The following is a 16,903-nucleotide window of genomic DNA, read 5'->3' as shown; positions in this document are numbered from 1 at the left end:
ACCGGATGCTGCGGGCCGAGGTTTCGCTGAGGATTCCCTCAGGATCACCCCGCCCGTCACCCGTGCCGAGCGGGTGCGCCGGGTTAGGCTCGAGGGATGACCGCAACCCTGCGCGTCGTGCTCGACCAGGCGGTCGCCGCGACCGACGAAGACCTCCGATCCGCCAGCGTCGAGCTGACCCGTGCCCTCGTCGCCGCGACGCCCAAGGGCGCGGAGGTGGCGGCGATCGTGCCCGCCGACGCGGGCGATGTGGGCTCCAGTATCCCGGGGCTTGCCCGTGTTGATCGCGTGCCGCTCAAGCGCGGACAGCTGGCGGCCGCCTGCTCGATGGGCGTCGTGCCCGGCATCGGCGGCGGCATGATCCACTCCCCGACGCTGCTCGCGCCCCTCGTGCGCCACGATCGGGTGCACGATCATGATCAGACCGTCGTGACCCTGTGGTCGCTCGAGCCCTGGACGCACCCCGAACGGCTGTCGCGGGGGAGTGTCGCCTGGCACCGGGCGATGCTCAAGCGCGCCGTCAAGCACGCCGACGCGGTCGTCGTGCCCACCCACGCCATGGCGCGCGAACTCGCCGAGCGCACGAAGCTCGGCGGCCGCGTGCGCGTGATCTCGGGCGCCGTGCCCCGGATGCCCGCGCCGGATGCGCGCGCGGGCGGCGACCCCGAGGTCGTGATCGACGCGGCACGCGCGAGCGCCGACGAGCTCGAGACGGCGCTGCATGCCGTCGCCGGCATCACCGAGGCCACCGTGACACTCCTCGCCGGCGGGGCGGACGACGAGACCGAACAGATGCTCGAGGTGGCATCCGCGGCGGGCGTACCCGAGCACCGGGTGCGCGTGGCGGCTCCCGGGCGCGACGAGCGCGCCGCGACGCTCGCCGGGGCCACGGCGTTCGTCGATCTGTCGGCGGGACTGTCGTTCCCGTGGCGGATGCTGGAGGCCCTTGCCGCAGGAGTGCCCGTCGTCGCGGCATCCTCGGCGCAGAACGCCGAGGTGCTCGCCGACGCCGGTCAGCTGGTCGCGGTCGACGGCATCGAGCCGGTCGCCTCGACCCTCAACCGGATCCTCGCCGACGCCGAGCTCGCGACGCGCCTGCGGGTGCTCTCACTGGACCGCGCGAAGGCGTTCTCGTGGGACGACACGGCGCAGCGCGTATGGCAGCTGCATGCCGAGCTGTAGAAGCTCAGGCGCGCATGAAGGCAACGGCTTCCTTGCTGTCGCCGTCGAACGCCACCTTTCCGTCACGCAGCAGGATGCCACGCTCGCACAAAGACGACACCATGTCGAGATCGTGGCTTACCACAACAAGTGTCTTTCCAGCCGAATGCAGGTCGCGGATCCGAGCCAGACACTTCTTCTGAAATGGCTCGTCACCGACCGAGAGAATTTCGTCGATTAGGAGGATATCGACCTCGGTGTGGATCGCGACGGAGAACGCCAGGCGGAGAAACATGCCGGACGAGTAATGCTTCACCTCGGTGTCGATGAACTGTTCGATCTCGCTGAAGGCGACGATGTCGTCGTAACGCTCTTCCGTCTCCTTCTTGCTCATCCCGAGGATCGCCGCGTTGAGGAAGATGTTCTCGCGCCCCGATAAGTCGGGATGGAAGCCGGCCCCGACCTCGATGAGGCCGGCCACGCGCCCCCGAGTGAGCACGGTCCCCTCGTCGGGGCTCAGTACGCCGGAGATGAGCTTGAGAACTGTCGACTTGCCGGAGCCGTTGAAGCCGAGAAGCGCAACGGACTCGCCTTCCTTGATGTCCATCGAGACACCGGAAAGAGCTTTGAAATCCGTCGTCAGGGTCTTTCTGCGCACAGCCGCAACAAACGTCTCCTTAATGGAGTGTGTGTGTCGAAGTCGAAACGTCTTGTGCACGTCGTTGACGACGACGCTTTGGGCTGCGGCGAGGTCAGAGGTCCTGGGCAAAACGACCCTCCAGTCGGCGGAAAACGAGCTGTCCGATGAAGGTGATCGCGAGCGCAGTGACGAGAGCTGCGCCGCTGAACAACCAGAGGTTGGGCAGCGCTACCGCGCCCCCCGGATCGAGTGGCATCCAGATTCCGTAGTGAAAAAGCTCAACGGCGGGCGTGAGCGGATTGAGGCGATAGATGATGAATGCCCAATGCGGCATCTCTGACGCCACCATGGACCACTGATACATGACCGGGGATGCCCACACCGCCATCATGACGATGATCTCGACGAAGCTCTGAGCATCTCGGAACGACACGTTGATCGATCCGAACAGTAGTCCCAGGCCGGTGGCGAGCAGGGCCACGATCAGCAGAGCGAGCAGGATCGCTGCGATGTGCAGGACGGAGGGGCGCCAGCCCGAGTAGGCGGCGATCACGACGACGACGAGGATCTGGGGCAGCGTGTTGACCGCTGCGACGAGCATGCTGGAGACGGGGAACATCTCGCGCGGCAGATAGATCTTCTTGATCAGCGCAGCATTGTCCACCAGCGACCGGGTGCCGTTGGCGAACGCCTCGTTGAAGAAGGTCACGACGGTGATGCCTGCGAGAAGATAGATCGGGTAGTAGTCGATCTGTCCGTTGAGCCCGAGGAAGACCCCCAGCGCGACGAAGAACACGAGGAACTGAACGAGCGGCTTGACGTAGGACCACAGCCAGCCGAGCAGAGATCCGCGATATCGGATCTGCACTTCCTTGCGGACGAGAAGAGTGAGCAAGTACCGGCGCCGGAACACGTCGGCAAGCCCGCTGGCGCGCGCGGGGGCACTCAGCGTGCTGTTAGGTGTGGACATGCAGAGTCATCTCTCGATAGGAGCACGACGGCGCGAGCGCCTAGTCGTTAGCCGCCACATCGGCCGCGGTCGGGTCCGGGGTCGGAGTCGGGGCGCCCCTATCGTAACTGCGTCGCGCCGTGTTCGGGGTCGTTGCGGGGGGACGCGTCGCATCGAAGATGCGGCTCCACGCGGCGCGCTCGGTGAGGCCGTTCTGCGCTTCGCGCCAAGCGGCCGCTGCGTCGCTTCCTCGGCGGCGCAGCCGCCACAAGGCCACTGCTGACGAGCGGATCAGACTCATAGCGATCCTCGGATCGAACGCTCGAATCCGGAAGGAATCAAGCGCCGCGTCCGTCACGATCGCCTTCCGGAACTGGGACGAGTGGTACCAGTTGCTGTCCGCAGACGAGATCTTGCCGACACGCTTGTTGAGGCCGAGGACCTGCCAGAGCGACCGCTTGACCTTCACCAGCCAAGGGATCCGGGGGTATCCGCCGGAGTTGATGGCAGGCAAAGAGAAAAGTCCGGTCTCAACCATCTCCTCAGGGCGGTGGCGCACGGTGTCCGGATAGCGGGAGCGAACCTCGCGAACTCGAGCCAACGCGTCCGCGCTGCCGTCGCGCACCGTGTCGGGCCCGGCGAGGAAACCATCGATCGCGAGGATGGTCGTCGCAGCCAAGCCATAGTGAAGCGACATGATCATCTCGAGCAGGTGGTGAAAAAGCGTCGCGGCGATCCTCTTGCTGTTCCAACGGCCGTGCAACGCCGCCACGATGAGCGAATTGCGGTACGAGAAATAGCGAGACCAGTCGTCGCGGTCCTTCAGCGCGAAGTCGGCATGCCACACGGCAGAACCTGGCAGGGTCACCGTGGGGATGTCGTTTGCGCGGGCGCGGAGTCCGTACTCGATGTCATCCCACTGGAAGAAGATCGGCAGCGGGTAGCCGATCGACCGTACGACGCTGCGAGGGACCAGGCAGGTCCACCACGCGTTGTAGCCGCCTTCCGCCCACCGGTATGGGAGCTTCTTGCGAAGATCCAGTCCCTGCTCTCTGTCGTGCACCGGAACGCCAGCGCGCAGAGTCTCGAGGTCGGCATCCTCTGCTGATGTGTGAAGGACGTTCGGGTGGTATAGGTACAGCATCTGTGCCCCGACGATCACCGGGTTGATCGCTCGTGCGGAGAACGCCGACATGCGCAACAGAGTCTCCGGTTCGAGAACGATGTCATCGTCCATCAGGATGATGTCACCGTCCTCCCGACCGTCCGACATCGCTTCCCAGATCCCGCGCGTGAATCCGCCGGCCCCGCCGAGATTGGCCTGCGTGATGTACGCCAGACGAGTACCGAGCAGGTCGCGGATCGACGCGAAGCGGTCGGTGCGGGATTCGACGCGATCGTCGCCCTGGTCCACCACGATGATCTTCTCTACGGCGGCTAGTGCTGCGTCATCACTGACGAGCGCATCCAGGGTGTTCAGGCAGTCGTCAGCCCTGTTGTGCGTGCAGATCACCACGGTGACCGCAGATGGTTCCGCATCGTTTTCGCTCTCGAACCGGACGGAACCGACACTGAGGTCGCCATCACCGGCCTCAAGGTCGAGCCAGAGGAACCCGCCGTCGAGGAATCGGTCGAGCTTGAGAGCTATCTCGAACGGAACGGCCTCGAGGGAGTCCACGTCGGCGACGCCGACGATCCGCTCTCTGTCGACGTCGTCACTTGCGTATGCCCGGATTCGCCCGCGTCCCTGCACCCACCCTCGGATAGACACCGACCGGATGGCGGTCCATCGTTGGAAGTACGCCGCGGGGAAACGACCGAAGTACGTGCGGGTCGAGGCGGTGGAGAACGGGGCGATCGTGATCTCTTCGCGCTTCAGGCCCACCACTCGCCCGCGGGTCATTTTGACGTACAGGTCCTGGCTCGCGATCTCGTCCGTCGGCTGGAAGAGGATCCGCTGCAGCCGTCGCGGTGCGGTGCTCTCGGCAGACGAGCCTGTCGTGGGGTCCGGTGCGTCATCGATCATGTGTTTCATCGTTTTTCTCGAGGGGTCAGCGTGCGGCGGGAGTGGTACCAGAACGCGGTCTGGAAGGCGGCGATAAGGCTGGCGATGCCGACGGCGATCCAGCCCGCGGATATGCCGGGTGGTGAGTATTCGATGTGCAGTGTCGACTCGCCGGGAGGAACCTCCACCTGGAGAAGACCTTCCTCGGTCGAGGTGAACGACGCGGCTTCACCATCGAGCTGTACGGAGTATCCGGGCCACGCGAGTCGGGCGAACGTCACGTATCCGGGCTCATCAGCCGATACGCGTACAGTCTCGCTTCGTGCGGAGTCGGACGACGAGCGGGCTTCGACTCCTTCCGACGTTCCGGTGACACGCCCGTTCTCCGGAAGTTGTTGATCGCGGACCCACACCGCCCGAATGGTATCCTGCTGGGCCTCCCGCCATCCCGGGGGAGGCCCAGCTGAGACCTCTTCCTCGAATGCCGCCCTCTGCAGAACGAGGGTGTCGATCCCGATGGCATCAGCCAGATCGCCTTGTGTGCCGGGGACGGACTGCCAGAGACGATCGTAGGCGTCGTTGCAGGTGTTGCCCTTGTAGTCCAGACATAGCGCCTCTGAGAACGCGCGGAAGCTGATTCCCGAATACCGGTTGACGCTTTCGTACGGCAGAGGAGCGGGAAGATTGCCGAAGAGGATACGGCCCGTGTTGACGGCGTCCGGCCCCGCGAGGGGTTGTTGCGCGAGCTGCAACACACGACCCTCGTATTCGTCGGTTGCCAGTCGCATCTCCTCGAGATTGCTGGGGAGGACGATCGTGGGATTTCCCCTCGGGTAGGCGAGGGTCTGGAAACCCGTCACCGCAATCGTGCCCACAGCGATGGCCGCCATGGCTCCGATCAGCCCCATGCGTCGCCAGCTCATTGCCACAACGACGAGAAGCCCGGCCGTCAGGGCCAGGCCGACGACGTGGATCTTCGCGCCGTCCGGCGTGGCCGCGAAGGCGAGGAAGCCGCCGCCGGCGACGATGACGGCCGAAGCGAGCGCGCGTCGCCGTGCGTTCGTCGTCGCAAGGCCCTGTGTGATGCCAATGCCGAGCACGATGAAGATGACGAGGTAGAGATACTCGATCAGGCGGATCGGCCACCGGAAGAGCCACAGGTTCGATGGGCCGAGCGTTGCGACGAGATAGATCAGCCCGATGATGGCGACACTCGGCATCGCGGCGACAGAACGCAGCATCGGCGTCCAACGCAGCCAGGGGAGGAGCGGAAGGGCGAACCACGCGAGGTAGGTCGAGGGCAGGCCCTCTACCAGTGCGCCTCCCCAGTTGGTGATGGTCGGGAGGTAGGAAGGCGTGCTGGCTCCGGCAAGGTCCCCCAGGTCGGGGACCATGAACGTGTCATTGACGAGGCCGGCCAGCTCTTGACGCACGGTGACCGGTTGCACACCGAGAAGTGGAAGGTAGACCAACAACGCACTCGAACCGACGAGGACCCCGACTGCGACGAGATGCCGTGCTGCGGCCCAACGGCGCTTCAGCAACTGCTCCGCGAACACGCCAGCCAGCACGATCAGCACGCCTAACAGCGCGTAGGGGTTGCCCGTCGTCACGGCAAGAAACCCGAAGACGAACGTCACCAGAGGAGGCCACTCTCCGAGTGACTGCTTCTGAACCGCAAGCCAGAAGTAGACGACGCCCACAAATGCCGCAAGTCCCGCCGGCCAGCCCGCCGCTTCGTAGAAAAGGGTGAACCCGCTGACCGGGAGTGCTCCGGCAAGGGCGAAGCTCGGGGCCTTGCCCACCGAGAACGCCCGCATGAGCAGATATGCACCCGCTCCCAGAAGGCTCAGCATCCCGATCATGACGACGGAAGCAGCCAACGCGAGATCCGTGAACAGCGAAGTCGCGAGGTAGGCGACGATCAGCAACGGATTCCATTGGGCGTAGGCGGCTTCACCCGCGTAGTTCCCGCCCATCCAGCCGCCCGGCTCCATCATGTCCCAGCGGCCGCTGCGTAGCTCAGTTCCGAAGTGGTGCCACAGGGGGATGAAGGACTCGGGGTTGTCGCCGACGTAGAAGAAGTGATGCCCGCACACCGCGGCGACTACTCCCAGCGCCGCCACGTACAGCGCTACCAGGCACGCGAGCGACCAGTCGTGCACGAAGAAGGCATGTACTCTCCCCGCCAGTCTCAGAGATGCAGGAGAAACGCGGGTCATCACCGCCACATCCTACGTGACGGACCTCGGGGTCACTGGTAAGCCGCACCGCCCTCGGGGGACCAGCTGATCGTGCCGCGCTGGAACTGCTGAGTGCACGCTCCGTCGGAGTCGCACACCATGCCGGACGCCGGCCATCCGAGATCTCCGGCGCTGCCGCCGCGGGCGAAGTACAGCCCCCGGATGGGTTCGGAAACGGCGAATGTACCGGCGCCCGACGAATATACGGAGCCGCCACGGAAGACCTGTGCGACACCCGAGCCGTTCTCGGGGATCGTGATCACGCTCGACTGCACTGCGCCGAGTGCGCCCGAGTTCCCGCCGGCTGCCTTGTGAGCAAGGTGGATAGGAGCAGTCGAGACGTACGTTCCCGTGGACTCGGCGGACACGACTGTGCCGCCGGCGAAGCTCTGCCAGCACGAACCCTGTTCGCAGGTCTGCGAGGACGTGGGGAAGCCCAGGGCTCCATCGGCACCCGATCGTGCGAAATAGTAGTCGCGGATCGACCCGCTCACGTCGTAGGTCCCTGCCTTCGAGAAGTAGACGGACCCGCCGGCGTACGCCTGCCCGAGACCCCCTCCACTCGAGGAGATCGGAATGAGTCCGCTCGTACGCTTCCCAAGCCGACCCTGATCTCCGCCCTGACCCACGTGATGATCTTCGATCGCGGCAAGCGCTACGCGTGCACCGCTTGCGTCACTGAGGATCGACGCGTTCTGGAAGTGCTGCCAGCAGCGGCCGCCCTCGAGGCAGATGACGTCCGTCGTCGGCCACCCAAGCCACCCCTCCGCTCCACGCACGCCGAAATAGATGTCGCGGTGAGCGCCTCTCAGAGAGAATGTCCCCGCCGAGGAGCTGTACACAGATGCGCCCTCGAACACTTGTGCGACACCCCCGCCGTTAGACCGGTACGAGAACGATCCGCTGATCGGCCAGCCGACCGCTGAGTCGGGCCCGCCCCACTGGGAGTAGCGCGCGGAGATCGCTGCAGGGATCGAATGCGCACCGGTGAGGGCAGACCAGGCGATGGTTCCGCCTTCGAACTGCTGCAGAGTCCCGGTCTTGGCCGGCGCCGGACCGCTGTTGCTCGTCGCCACTCGGCTCTCCGCAGTGGGCCAACCGAGCCATCCGAGCGCTCCACCGTGCCCGAAATAGTGGTCTCGCGTGATGCCGATCACCGAGTGCGTTCCCGTGGCGGTACTCGTGTAGACAGAGCCGTTGGTGAAGGACTGACCCGCGCTACCGGGGCGGTTGCCGATCGACATGCTCGGCGAGTTCGGCCAGCCGAGAAGGCCCGTTGCTCCTTGATAGCCGAAGTAGAAGCTCCTGAAGGGTTCGACGACGGCCGCCGCACCGGTCCGGGGTGTCCAGTAGATCGAGCCGCCTTGGTATGCCCGCGCCGTGCCCGACCCTGTCTGCGACGAGATGGATAGGTAATCGCTCGTCGCTGCACCGAGCGGGCCGGTGGTCCCGCCGTTTCCGTAGTAGACCGCGTCGATCGCGCTCGTTCCACGCGCCGTGGTCGAACCGAACCAGCCCGTGAACATGCGCCAGAAGTTGCGGTTGCCGTACGTCGAGCAGTAGTCGCCTTCGCCGTACAGGTTTCTCAGCGCGGCCGCATTGGGTTGGTACGGCGTGTAGTTGTAGAGGTTCGCGGTTGCTTGATTGCGGATTATCACGGTCGATGATCCACAGATGGAGCGGGGCGAATACAGGATGTCCGTGGCGCCGACCTGGTGCCGCCAGCGGGTGGGATTGTAGGTGTACTGCCGAAGCTGCCAGGCAGCCTTGTAGACCTGATTGAAGAAGCCGGGCGTGTCGGGGGAGCATGCCGCGGTGTCAGGGCAGTCGGCACCCATAGCGGCGCGATACTGTCGCGCCGTCGGAGCTGTCGCCGTGATCAGTGACTGCTCCTTTTGGAGGGTCACGATCAGCACCTGGGGATTGATTCGACAGGCCTGGGCCACTTTCCATAGGATCCGGGCGGCACTCTCCCATCCCTCGGAGGCGTAGGCCGCGCAGCCGTTCGCCGCCGCTGCGCGAGGCGTCGTCGACGTCACGAGATACCGCAGGCACGGGAGAGTCGGGTCCGTGGCGCGGCAATTGGGCACTTGCGCGTCCAGGAACTGCTGGATCTGCGCCTCCGTCATCGACGCGTTGTCGAAGAACCTCTCGTCGGAGATGATGTTGCCCGGATCGAAGTCCGAACCGCTCAGTGCGCTCGCCACTCCCGCATTAAGCGGCACAGCGGCGATGGCCGCGACGATCGCGAGGGCGATGATGACAGCCTTGTGACGACGAGCTCGACGAGCGCGCATAGCTCCCATCCCTCCCATTGTGGGTCTGCGGCGTTTCGCTGAGTGTATCCGTCACTCGTTATTACTCAAACATCAATATTCACTCCCGCATCACCGCGGTAGGCGCCCTGTCGGCGACGTGCAACGGCCGCGACCGTCGCGGCAACCCCGGCGGTCAGGAGGTCCGCGATCACAAACATGAGGCGGCTCACGGCAGCGTATGCGGTGGCGGGCCCGATTCCGACGATGGGCGTAAGAGCGGCGACGATGATGAATTCCCGCGCGCCGATCCCCGATGGGAGCAGGAACGCGACGATGCCGGCCACCATCGCGAGCGCCATGGTCCCGATGCACAGCAGAAGAGGGCTGAGAGTGATGCCCTCCCACGTATCGGCGAGAAGCCACAGGTGCACGCCGTAGGCGATATACGTGATCAGCGCATAGCCGAGCGACCGAGCGACGACCCTCAATCGCACGGGGTGGTCGGGCAGCGGCCGTCGAAGCAGTCGGAAGCCGACGCTGGCGAGCGCGGTGAGGATGCGCGGATGCAACATCACAAGCGCAACCGGCAGGATGAGGTACAGCCATGGCAGCCAGGAAAGGCTGGGGGTGTCGGCGATGAGCACGGGAACCGCCACTGCGCCGGCGAGCAGAGCCGCGACGACGATCACCGCGAAGTTGAAAACCGTTGCTGTGAAGACGCGTGCGCGTGCCAACCCTGCGCGATGCCCCAGTTCGATCTGGAGGACGTAAGCCCACACGGAGCCCGGGAGGTACTTGCCCAGCGCCCCCACGAGAAACGCCTCGCCACCCCGTCGGGCGCCGATCGGGGTGCCCAGCTCGTCAACGAGCACCATCCAGCTGAGAGTTGAGGACCAGATTCCGAGGCATACGGCGACGAACGCGAGGATGACGCGTTGCCACTGCAGGCCCACAACCGTGTCGGCCACCTGTTCCCAATTGACAACGACCTGCCACACGGACGCCGCGACCACGAGCAGGATCAGCGTCCATCGGGCGATATTGAGCAGGCGGGCCCGGCTCGATCTGCGCGGTGGAGCGGTCGGCGCGCCCCCATCGTTGTCGTCAGCCGTCATGACGTGAACTGTCCAGGACCTCAAGCGGACGGAGCGGTTCGCGCTGGATCCACCAGTCGAGGGCTTCGCGGTGAGCGCTCCACGAGTGATGAACGGAGAGTTGCTCGAGACTCCCGCCTTTCTCATACGTCGCGATCAATTGTTCGATGGCGTCCTCGTCGAGTCCGTAGTGATCGAGCGATCGTCGGTTGATGCCGCGGATTCTGGGTGGGGCGCCGAAGACCTTGGAGAACGGTGGAGCATCTCGAGTGAGCGGGGTTCCCATTCCTATCATGGCCCCCGGACCGACAAGACGCCGCTGATGAATAGTGGCGTTCATCCCGATGTTCGATCGCGGGCCGAGCTGCGCGTGACCGCCGATAGACACCCCGGCCGACACGGTTGCCTGGTCGCCCACTTCGACGTCGTGTGCGAGATACGCACCCGTCAGGATCCAGGAGTCCGCGCCGATCCGGGTCGGACGATGACTGCCCTGATGAATGACGACGTTGTCGCGGATAACAGCTCGAGGCCCAATGACCACACCCTCATACGTTGCGGAGCGGGTCCACGCGGGATGCTGCGGCAGCGTCGCGATCTCCGGTGGCGAACCGATCCGGACGCCGGGGCCGATGAAGGCACCCTCGCCCACGACTACCGGGCCGAAGATCGATGTGTGCGGACCTACGGCCACACCGGCTTCCAGCTCGACCTCGTCGCCGATGATCGCGGTCGGGTGGATGAGGGTGCGTTTGGTCATGAGCTCAGGGGTGCCTACGAGGCGGCACAACTCTATCCCACGCGTCCCGACCCGGCTGGGATGAACCAGAGAGTCCGCCATCGCGCCGTTAGGATCGTCTCGGCCGCGCATGCCCCGACCCCCAAGGACTGATGCCGTGATTCCGATTTCCGTCGTTCGACTCGATCGCCGTGTCGAGGAGAGAGTCCTTCAAGTGATCCGGTCTGGCGTGATCGCTCAAGGCCCGATGGTCGCGGAGTTCGAGGAGCGGTTCTCTGAACTCGCCGACGTCTCGCACGCCATCGCCGTCAACAATGGCACCACAGCGCTCGTCGCTGCGATGCAAGCGCACGGTCTCGGTCCCGGCGACGAGGTGATCACCTCCCCGTTCACCTTCGCGGCGACGCTGAATGCGATCCTCGAGACGGGCGCGTCCGTTAGGTTCTCCGACATCAGGGTCGAGGACTTCGGTCTCGACGCGAAGAGTGTCAATGTGCGTACGACGGCCGCGACGCGTGCCGTCGTCCCCGTGCATCTTTACGGACAGTCGGTCGATCTGGGCCCGATCGTGCAGATCTGCAATGATCGCGGACTCGCGCTGATCGAGGACGCGGCTCAGGCGCATGGTGCGACGTACGGAGGCAAGTCGGTCGGCTCATTCGGAACGGGATGCTTCTCGTTCTACGCGACCAAGAACCTCACATCGGGAGAAGGCGGGGTGATCACGACCAACGACGACGAGCTGGCCGCTCGACTTCGCATCCTTCGCAATCAGGGAATGCGCGCAAGGTACGAGTATGTGGTCGCCGGTCACAACTACCGGATGACCGACCTCCAAGCAGCGGTCGTCATCCCGCAGATCGATGAGTATCCGGGCCAGCTGAGCCGGCGACGCGCACACGCGGCCGGCCTCACGGAGCGCCTCGACGATATTCCTGGCCTGGTTCTGCCGAAGGAGATGCCGGGCCGCACTCACGTGTGGCACCAGTACACGGTGCTGTTGCCGGAGAATGCCGACCGCGAAGACTTCGTCGGTTCGCTTCTCGGGTCAGGAGTGACGGCGGGCGTCTACTATCCCCGTCTCGTTCATGAATATGAGCCGTATCAGCGGGACGCGCGCGTCGTCGTCGAGCCGACGCCCGTCGCTTCGGACGTCTCGCGACGCTGCGTTTCGCTGCCCGTTCACCCTTACTTGACCGACGACGATCTGGATGTCATCGCAGGCGCCGTGAAGAAAGCGCTCAAGAGCTGATGGCTCGCCCGCGTATTGCGCTCATAGGAGCCGGCTCCATGGGTCGAAACCACGCCCGCATCATCTCGATGAGCGATGCGGCGGATCTCGCCGTCGTGATTGACCCTGTGGAGGAAGTCGGCAAGGCCGCCGCGGACCTCGCCGGAGTTGACTGGTCTCCCTCGATCGATTCGGTGTCCGGCGTGGATGCGGTGGTCGTGGCGGCATCCACAGAGCATCACTATGCGATCGCGAAGGACGTCATCGCCGCCCGCAAGCCCCTCCTCATCGAGAAGCCGGTCTGTCCTTCTCTCGAGCTGACTTCCGAGATCCTCGAACTATCGAAGGCAAGCGACGTCCCGGTGATGTGTGGTCTCCTCGAGCGGTTCAACCCCGCGGTCATGGTGGCGAAGCGGATGATCGACGCTCCGGTGTACGTGCGAGCCGACCGGCACTCTCCCTACGCGAAGCGAATCAGGACCGGGGTTGCGTGGGACCTTCTCGTGCACGATGTCGATCTGATCTGCCAGTTGATGGGCGATGGCGCGCCGGTGAGCATCACCCCCCAGGTGGGCTATTTCCATCCAGACTCCCTGCCGGGCGCCGAGGACGTTGTCGACGTCGCGCTCAGTTTTTCGGGCGGAACCGTCGCCTCAGCATCTGCGAGTCGACTTGGTCAGCGCAAGATCCGCTCGATGACCGTGCAAGGCCTGGATTCAATGGTCGAGATCGATCTGCTGCGCAGGGGAGTGGTCCTGTACCGGCACACGACGGTCGACGAGGACCGGCCCGGGGGCGCGGGCTACCGCCAGGCCACGGAGATGGAAGTTCCTGAGGTCGCCGGGGCAGAGCCCCTTGCCGCCCAGTTTGAGCGTTTCATTCAGCTGGTGGAGGGAGAGGTGGACGCGGACCAAGAGCGGTCGTCCATCCTCCCCTCGCACCAGATCGTTGCCGAAGCGCTCGGTGAGAAGCGGGTCGGCTCACTCTGAGAGATCGGACGATGAGCCGGTCGTGAACCGCGGCTCACCATCGGTCAGGATGACCTCGCCCAATGACCGTGCCGGAACTCCCCCGACCACGGTTCGAGCAGGAACGTCCTTGGTGACGACGGCTCCCGCTCCGATCACGGCCTCATCACCGATGACGACCCCCATGTTGATGATGGCTCCCGCGCCGATGAAGACGCGATCTCCGATCGTCACCGGGGACCGATCGACCTGAGTGAAGCGGCGTCCCGACACGCATCTTCGCGCCGACGAGTGCGTGTAGATCTGGACCCCGGACGAGATATCGCAGCCTTTGCCGATCGTCAGCCCCCCTGAACCGTCGATGACGGTGAACGCCCCGATCCAGGTGCCTTCTCCGATGTTCGGTTCGCCGATCACCCAGGCATGCGGGTTGTAGGGATTCGGGGGGAGCCCGTCGGTCATCGGCTCACCGTGCCGCTGCCGCGATCTCGTACTGGATCAGATCGGTCATGCCCTCCCGGACGGGGATGGAATACTCGAAGCCGAGCATCTCCCGTGCCCGAACGATGTCGGCGGCGCGACGGCTCACGAGGACATCGCGCGGGTTGAACTGCGGCTCGACGTCTGCGCCAACCGCGTCGATCAGAATACGCGCCAGCTCGGCGACGCTGGTGTCGATACCCGTGCCGACATTGATAGCCGCATTGCTGGCCTCGGACTCCGTGGCCAGCACGACGGCGCGCGCGATGTCCTTCACATGGATGAAGTCCATGGACTGCTCGCCGCGACCGTCGATCACGGGTGGCTCGCCGTTTCGCAGCCGATTCACGAAGTGGTTGATCACCGACGTGTAGTACGCCGTCGTCTTCTGGCCCGGACCGTATACATTGAAGAATCTCAGAGCAATCCAGGAGAGCCCACTGCGGCGCTCATAGTAGCGCAGCAGATCTTCTCCCGTCCGCTTGCCGATGCAGTACGGCGTGATCGGCGAGAGCGGGTCGTCCTCGTGCATCGGAAGCTTCTCGGGGTCGCCGTAGACGGATGCGCTCGACGCGTAAACGACGCGCTGAACGCCCAGCTCGGCGGCGCTCGCGAAGACGTTGTGAGATCCGACGACGTTCACGTCGACTGACGAGAACGGATCCGCCTGGCTCTTGTTGATCGAGTCGGCAGCAAGGTGGATGACGCGGTCGCATCCCTTCATCGCGGCGGAAACGGCTGCGCCGGCGCGAACATCCTGGTCGATGACCTCGACCTCGCCTCCACTGGCGAGCGCGTTGGCTCGGTCGCGGTCGCCGCGGATCATGTTGTCGAAGATCCGAACGCTCCATCCCCGTTCCAGGAGCTGCTCGACGACATGCAGGCCGATGAACCCGGCGCCTCCGGTGATGAATACTTTGCCCTTGTCCACGAGTTACCTTTCAGCGCCGATTGTCGGTGTCGGTCAGCACGCTGCGGACTGTGTCCGCGACGTAATCGATGTCATCCTCGGTCATGTTCGCATGCATGGGGATGGCGATGTGTCGTGCGAAGAGGTCGGCGGACACGGGAAGCGACTTCTGCTCTCCATAGAGCGGCTGAAGGTGGCTTGCATAGGTACCGAAATTGCATCCGACCCCTCGCTGGCGAAGCGACGTCGCGACGGCGCCCCGGTCGAGCGACTCGTCGACGGCGATGACATACGACTGCCAGCTGTGATCGCGATCTGGCAGGGCGGTCGGCAAGGTGACGAGGTCGAGGTCGCCGAGCCGCTCGGCGTACCCCGTGGCGACGCTGCGGCGTGCGGCGAGCAGCTGAGGTAGGCGTTCGAGCTGGACGAGCATGATCGCCGCCTGCACATCAGACAGGCGATAGTTGTATCCCAGTTCGTCAAAGGACGGGACGGGCAACTCCCGACTCGCATCGCGGGCGATGGCCGGGCTGATGCCGTACGTGTGCAGTTTGCGAGCGTGGGCGATCAGTTCGTCGTTCGGCGAGGCAAGTGCTCCGCCTTCGCCGGAGGTGATTCCCTTCCTGCCGTGAAAGCTGTACGCAGTGAGGTCGGCGATCTCGCCGACCTTGCGACCCCGGTAGCTCGCTCCCGTTGCGCACGCCGCATCTTCGATGAGCCAGAGACCACGTGCTCGGCAAAACTCCACGAGCTCGTCGTAGTCGGCGGGCTGCCCGAACGGGTCGACGGCGATGACACCGACGGTTCGCTCCGTGACCGCGTCCGAGAGAAGAGTGGTGTCGATCGACCAGATATCCGGCCGCACATCGACGAAGACCGGCCGTGCTCCTGTCCACATGACGGTGTGGCCCGTTGCCGGGAAGGTGTAATCGGCGACGAGCACGTCATCACCGGGTCCTGCTCCCAGTGCGAGAAGGGCGAGGTGGAGGGCCGAGCCGCAGTTGCTCGTCGCCAGCACGTTGTCCACACCCGCCACGGAGGCGAAGTTCTTCTCGAACTGCACGCACGTTGGTCCTGCCCCGGACAGCCATCCCGAGTCGAACACAGACCGAATGGCGTCCAACTCTCGTTGACCAACGGTGGGCTGCCCCAGTGCAACCTGCTTAGTCATGTTGTCCGCCTTTCACTGCCGGAGTTCCTGCATCTGCATTCGCGTCCGGCTGCCGGGGCCCTCCGACATCGCGGACTCGGCGAGCGATGAACAAGGGTCTACGACGAGCGTCATCCCCGGCCCGCCAGACGTACTCGCCGACCACGCTCAGCCCGCCCATGATGACGCCGCCGACGCCGAAGGTGACGCCGATCACAGCGCTGACGGCTGCGGCCATCCACCCCTGAGCGATCAGAAGAACGATGGCAAGGAGGAGGAGGACGAGGGCGATGGCGCCGAACGCCAAACCGATCCCCGCCAGCCACTGGAGGGGAGCGTGAGAGAACTCCACGAAGGAGTCGATGACCAGCTTCCGCTTCTTCCGAGATGTCCACTTGCTCGCGCCGTGGGGCCGTGGAAGCTGCTCGAAGTAGATCTTCCGCTGGTCGTAACCTGTCCAGGCTGCCATCGCGAGGACATTGCGATTCAACTCGGGCATCGCGAGGATGACGTCGAGGACTGCGCGAGTGACGAGAATCTGCGAGGGACCTTCGGCCGGATACGACGGCACGTCCGAGCGCGCCTGGTAGACGCGGGAGAAGCCGGTGGCGAATCGGTCGTACATGCCGTTCTTCGCGACCCGGACGGATCTCAGACCCCAGACGATATCCGCCCCAGCCTGCCACTCCCGGATGAAGTCGCCGATAGCCTCGAGTGGCTCCTGGCGATCCGCGCTCAGTGTGAGCGCGGCGTCGCCTCGGGCGTACGCGTAACCGGCACTGATGGCCGCATGCGAACCGAAGTTGCGTGAAAGCTGCACGAGGCGCACGTCCGTCGTGGTGCGGGCAGCCGCTGCGCAGGCCTCCGCTGTGCCGTCGGTGGAACCGTCGTCGACGATGATGAGCTCGAAGGAGACATCCGGGGACTCATACGCTTGGCGGATGTCGTTGTAGAAGGCGAAGATACCGTCGACGTTGTCGTGTTCGTCGTAGGCCGGAACGACGAGGGAAAGAAGCTGGCCGCGGGGCGTTGGCTCTGCATGCGACATGACTAATTGATCCTAGCCCCTGTCGAG

General features: G+C 64.8%; 14 protein-coding genes. 3 read left to right on the top strand and 11 right to left on the bottom strand.

Annotation, left to right across the window (positions count from 1 at the left end):
* The first annotated feature begins 96 nt into the window (after nt 1–96).
* Nucleotides 97–1,182, top strand: a complete 1,086-nt coding sequence (locus tag AB2L57_RS13470; protein ID WP_409047328.1) for a glycosyltransferase — start codon at nt 97–99, stop codon at nt 1,180–1,182.
* Between the two features lie 4 nt (nt 1,183–1,186).
* On the opposite strand, the gene AB2L57_RS13465 is transcribed toward AB2L57_RS13470, so the two are convergent.
* From AB2L57_RS13465 to AB2L57_RS13435, 7 genes are all read right to left on the bottom strand, one after another.
* Nucleotides 1,187–1,930, bottom strand: coding sequence for an ABC transporter ATP-binding protein (locus AB2L57_RS13465; RefSeq protein WP_409047327.1), 744 nt, complete (start codon nt 1,928–1,930; stop codon nt 1,187–1,189).
* Complete coding sequence (locus AB2L57_RS13460; RefSeq protein ID WP_409047326.1) at nt 1,914–2,771, bottom strand: ABC transporter permease; 858 nt, start codon at nt 2,769–2,771, stop codon at nt 1,914–1,916. Before AB2L57_RS13460 ends, AB2L57_RS13465 begins: the two co-directional genes overlap by 17 nt.
* 40 nt (nt 2,772–2,811) lie before the next feature.
* Nucleotides 2,812–4,776 carry a glycosyltransferase gene (locus tag AB2L57_RS13455; protein WP_409047325.1) on the bottom strand — a complete coding sequence of 655 codons (1,965 nt, stop codon included), beginning with the start codon at nt 4,774–4,776 and terminating at the stop codon, nt 2,812–2,814.
* 5 nt (nt 4,777–4,781) lie between these two features.
* Nucleotides 4,782–6,980: a hypothetical protein gene (locus AB2L57_RS13450; protein WP_409047324.1), complete on the bottom strand. Its 2,199-nt coding sequence runs from the start codon at nt 6,978–6,980 to the stop codon at nt 4,782–4,784.
* Between the two features lie 29 nt (nt 6,981–7,009).
* Nucleotides 7,010–9,295, bottom strand: a complete 2,286-nt coding sequence (locus AB2L57_RS13445; protein ID WP_409047323.1) for a hypothetical protein — start codon at nt 9,293–9,295, stop codon at nt 7,010–7,012.
* 65 nt (nt 9,296–9,360) lie between these two features.
* The gene (locus AB2L57_RS13440) at nt 9,361–10,371 is read right to left on the bottom strand and encodes a lysylphosphatidylglycerol synthase domain-containing protein (RefSeq protein WP_409047322.1); all 1,011 of its coding nucleotides are present in this window, start codon (nt 10,369–10,371) and stop codon (nt 9,361–9,363) included.
* Nucleotides 10,361–11,110: a DapH/DapD/GlmU-related protein gene (locus AB2L57_RS13435; protein WP_409047321.1), complete on the bottom strand. Its 750-nt coding sequence runs from the start codon at nt 11,108–11,110 to the stop codon at nt 10,361–10,363. The genes AB2L57_RS13440 and AB2L57_RS13435 overlap by 11 nt, the downstream gene beginning before the upstream one ends.
* A gap of 109 nt (nt 11,111–11,219) precedes the next feature.
* Between AB2L57_RS13435 and AB2L57_RS13430 the strand changes: the two genes are divergently transcribed.
* Both AB2L57_RS13430 and AB2L57_RS13425 read left to right on the top strand, forming a co-directional pair.
* Complete coding sequence (locus AB2L57_RS13430) at nt 11,220–12,341, top strand: DegT/DnrJ/EryC1/StrS family aminotransferase (protein WP_409047320.1); 1,122 nt, start codon at nt 11,220–11,222, stop codon at nt 12,339–12,341.
* On the top strand, nt 12,341–13,309 hold the full coding sequence (locus tag AB2L57_RS13425; protein WP_409047319.1) for a Gfo/Idh/MocA family protein: 969 nt from the start codon (nt 12,341–12,343) through the stop codon (nt 13,307–13,309). The genes AB2L57_RS13430 and AB2L57_RS13425 overlap by 1 nt, the downstream gene beginning before the upstream one ends.
* Here the strand turns inward: AB2L57_RS13425 and AB2L57_RS13420 are convergent.
* From AB2L57_RS13420 to AB2L57_RS13405, 4 genes are read right to left on the bottom strand one after another with little or no spacing between them, the layout of a single operon-like run.
* The gene (locus AB2L57_RS13420; protein WP_409047318.1) at nt 13,301–13,750 is read right to left on the bottom strand and encodes an acyltransferase; all 450 of its coding nucleotides are present in this window, start codon (nt 13,748–13,750) and stop codon (nt 13,301–13,303) included. The genes AB2L57_RS13425 and AB2L57_RS13420 overlap by 9 nt on opposite strands.
* Before the next feature lie 4 nt (nt 13,751–13,754).
* Nucleotides 13,755–14,699, bottom strand: a complete 945-nt coding sequence (locus AB2L57_RS13415) for an NAD-dependent epimerase/dehydratase family protein (RefSeq protein WP_409047317.1) — start codon at nt 14,697–14,699, stop codon at nt 13,755–13,757.
* Nucleotides 14,700–14,709: 10 nt separating this feature from the next.
* Complete coding sequence (locus AB2L57_RS13410; protein WP_409047316.1) at nt 14,710–15,849, bottom strand: DegT/DnrJ/EryC1/StrS family aminotransferase; 1,140 nt, start codon at nt 15,847–15,849, stop codon at nt 14,710–14,712.
* The gene (locus tag AB2L57_RS13405) at nt 15,842–16,876 is read right to left on the bottom strand and encodes a glycosyltransferase family 2 protein (RefSeq protein WP_409047315.1); all 1,035 of its coding nucleotides are present in this window, start codon (nt 16,874–16,876) and stop codon (nt 15,842–15,844) included. The genes AB2L57_RS13410 and AB2L57_RS13405 overlap by 8 nt, the downstream gene beginning before the upstream one ends.
* Nucleotides 16,877–16,903: the final 27 nt, after the last annotated feature.

This window comes from Microbacterium sp. HA-8, from assembly GCF_046111165.1.
Taxonomy (GTDB): domain Bacteria; phylum Actinomycetota; class Actinomycetes; order Actinomycetales; family Microbacteriaceae; genus Microbacterium.
Note: the sequence above shows the minus strand (reverse complement) of the source record. Positions and strands in the feature narration are given on the sequence as shown.

What these genes read in the sequence shown, in the direction of transcription:
- AB2L57_RS13470 (WP_409047328.1), top strand. Translation starts at nt 97, where the DNA reads ATGACCGCAACCCTGCGCGTCGTGCTCGACCAGGCGGTCGCCGCGACC.
- AB2L57_RS13460 (WP_409047326.1), bottom strand. Translation starts at nt 2,771, where the DNA reads ATGTCCACACCTAACAGCACGCTGAGTGCCCCCGCGCGCGCCAGCGGG.
- AB2L57_RS13455 (WP_409047325.1), bottom strand. Translation starts at nt 4,776, where the DNA reads ATGATCGATGACGCACCGGACCCCACGACAGGCTCGTCTGCCGAGAGC.
- AB2L57_RS13445 (WP_409047323.1), bottom strand. Translation starts at nt 9,295, where the DNA reads ATGCGCGCTCGTCGAGCTCGTCGTCACAAGGCTGTCATCATCGCCCTC.
- AB2L57_RS13440 (WP_409047322.1), bottom strand. Translation starts at nt 10,371, where the DNA reads ATGACGGCTGACGACAACGATGGGGGCGCGCCGACCGCTCCACCGCGC.
- AB2L57_RS13435 (WP_409047321.1), bottom strand. Translation starts at nt 11,110, where the DNA reads ATGACCAAACGCACCCTCATCCACCCGACCGCGATCATCGGCGACGAG.
- AB2L57_RS13430 (WP_409047320.1), top strand. Translation starts at nt 11,220, where the DNA reads ATGCCCCGACCCCCAAGGACTGATGCCGTGATTCCGATTTCCGTCGTT.
- AB2L57_RS13425 (WP_409047319.1), top strand. Translation starts at nt 12,341, where the DNA reads ATGGCTCGCCCGCGTATTGCGCTCATAGGAGCCGGCTCCATGGGTCGA.
- AB2L57_RS13420 (WP_409047318.1), bottom strand. Translation starts at nt 13,750, where the DNA reads ATGACCGACGGGCTCCCCCCGAATCCCTACAACCCGCATGCCTGGGTG.
- AB2L57_RS13410 (WP_409047316.1), bottom strand. Translation starts at nt 15,849, where the DNA reads ATGACTAAGCAGGTTGCACTGGGGCAGCCCACCGTTGGTCAACGAGAG.
- AB2L57_RS13405 (WP_409047315.1), bottom strand. Translation starts at nt 16,876, where the DNA reads ATGTCGCATGCAGAGCCAACGCCCCGCGGCCAGCTTCTTTCCCTCGTC.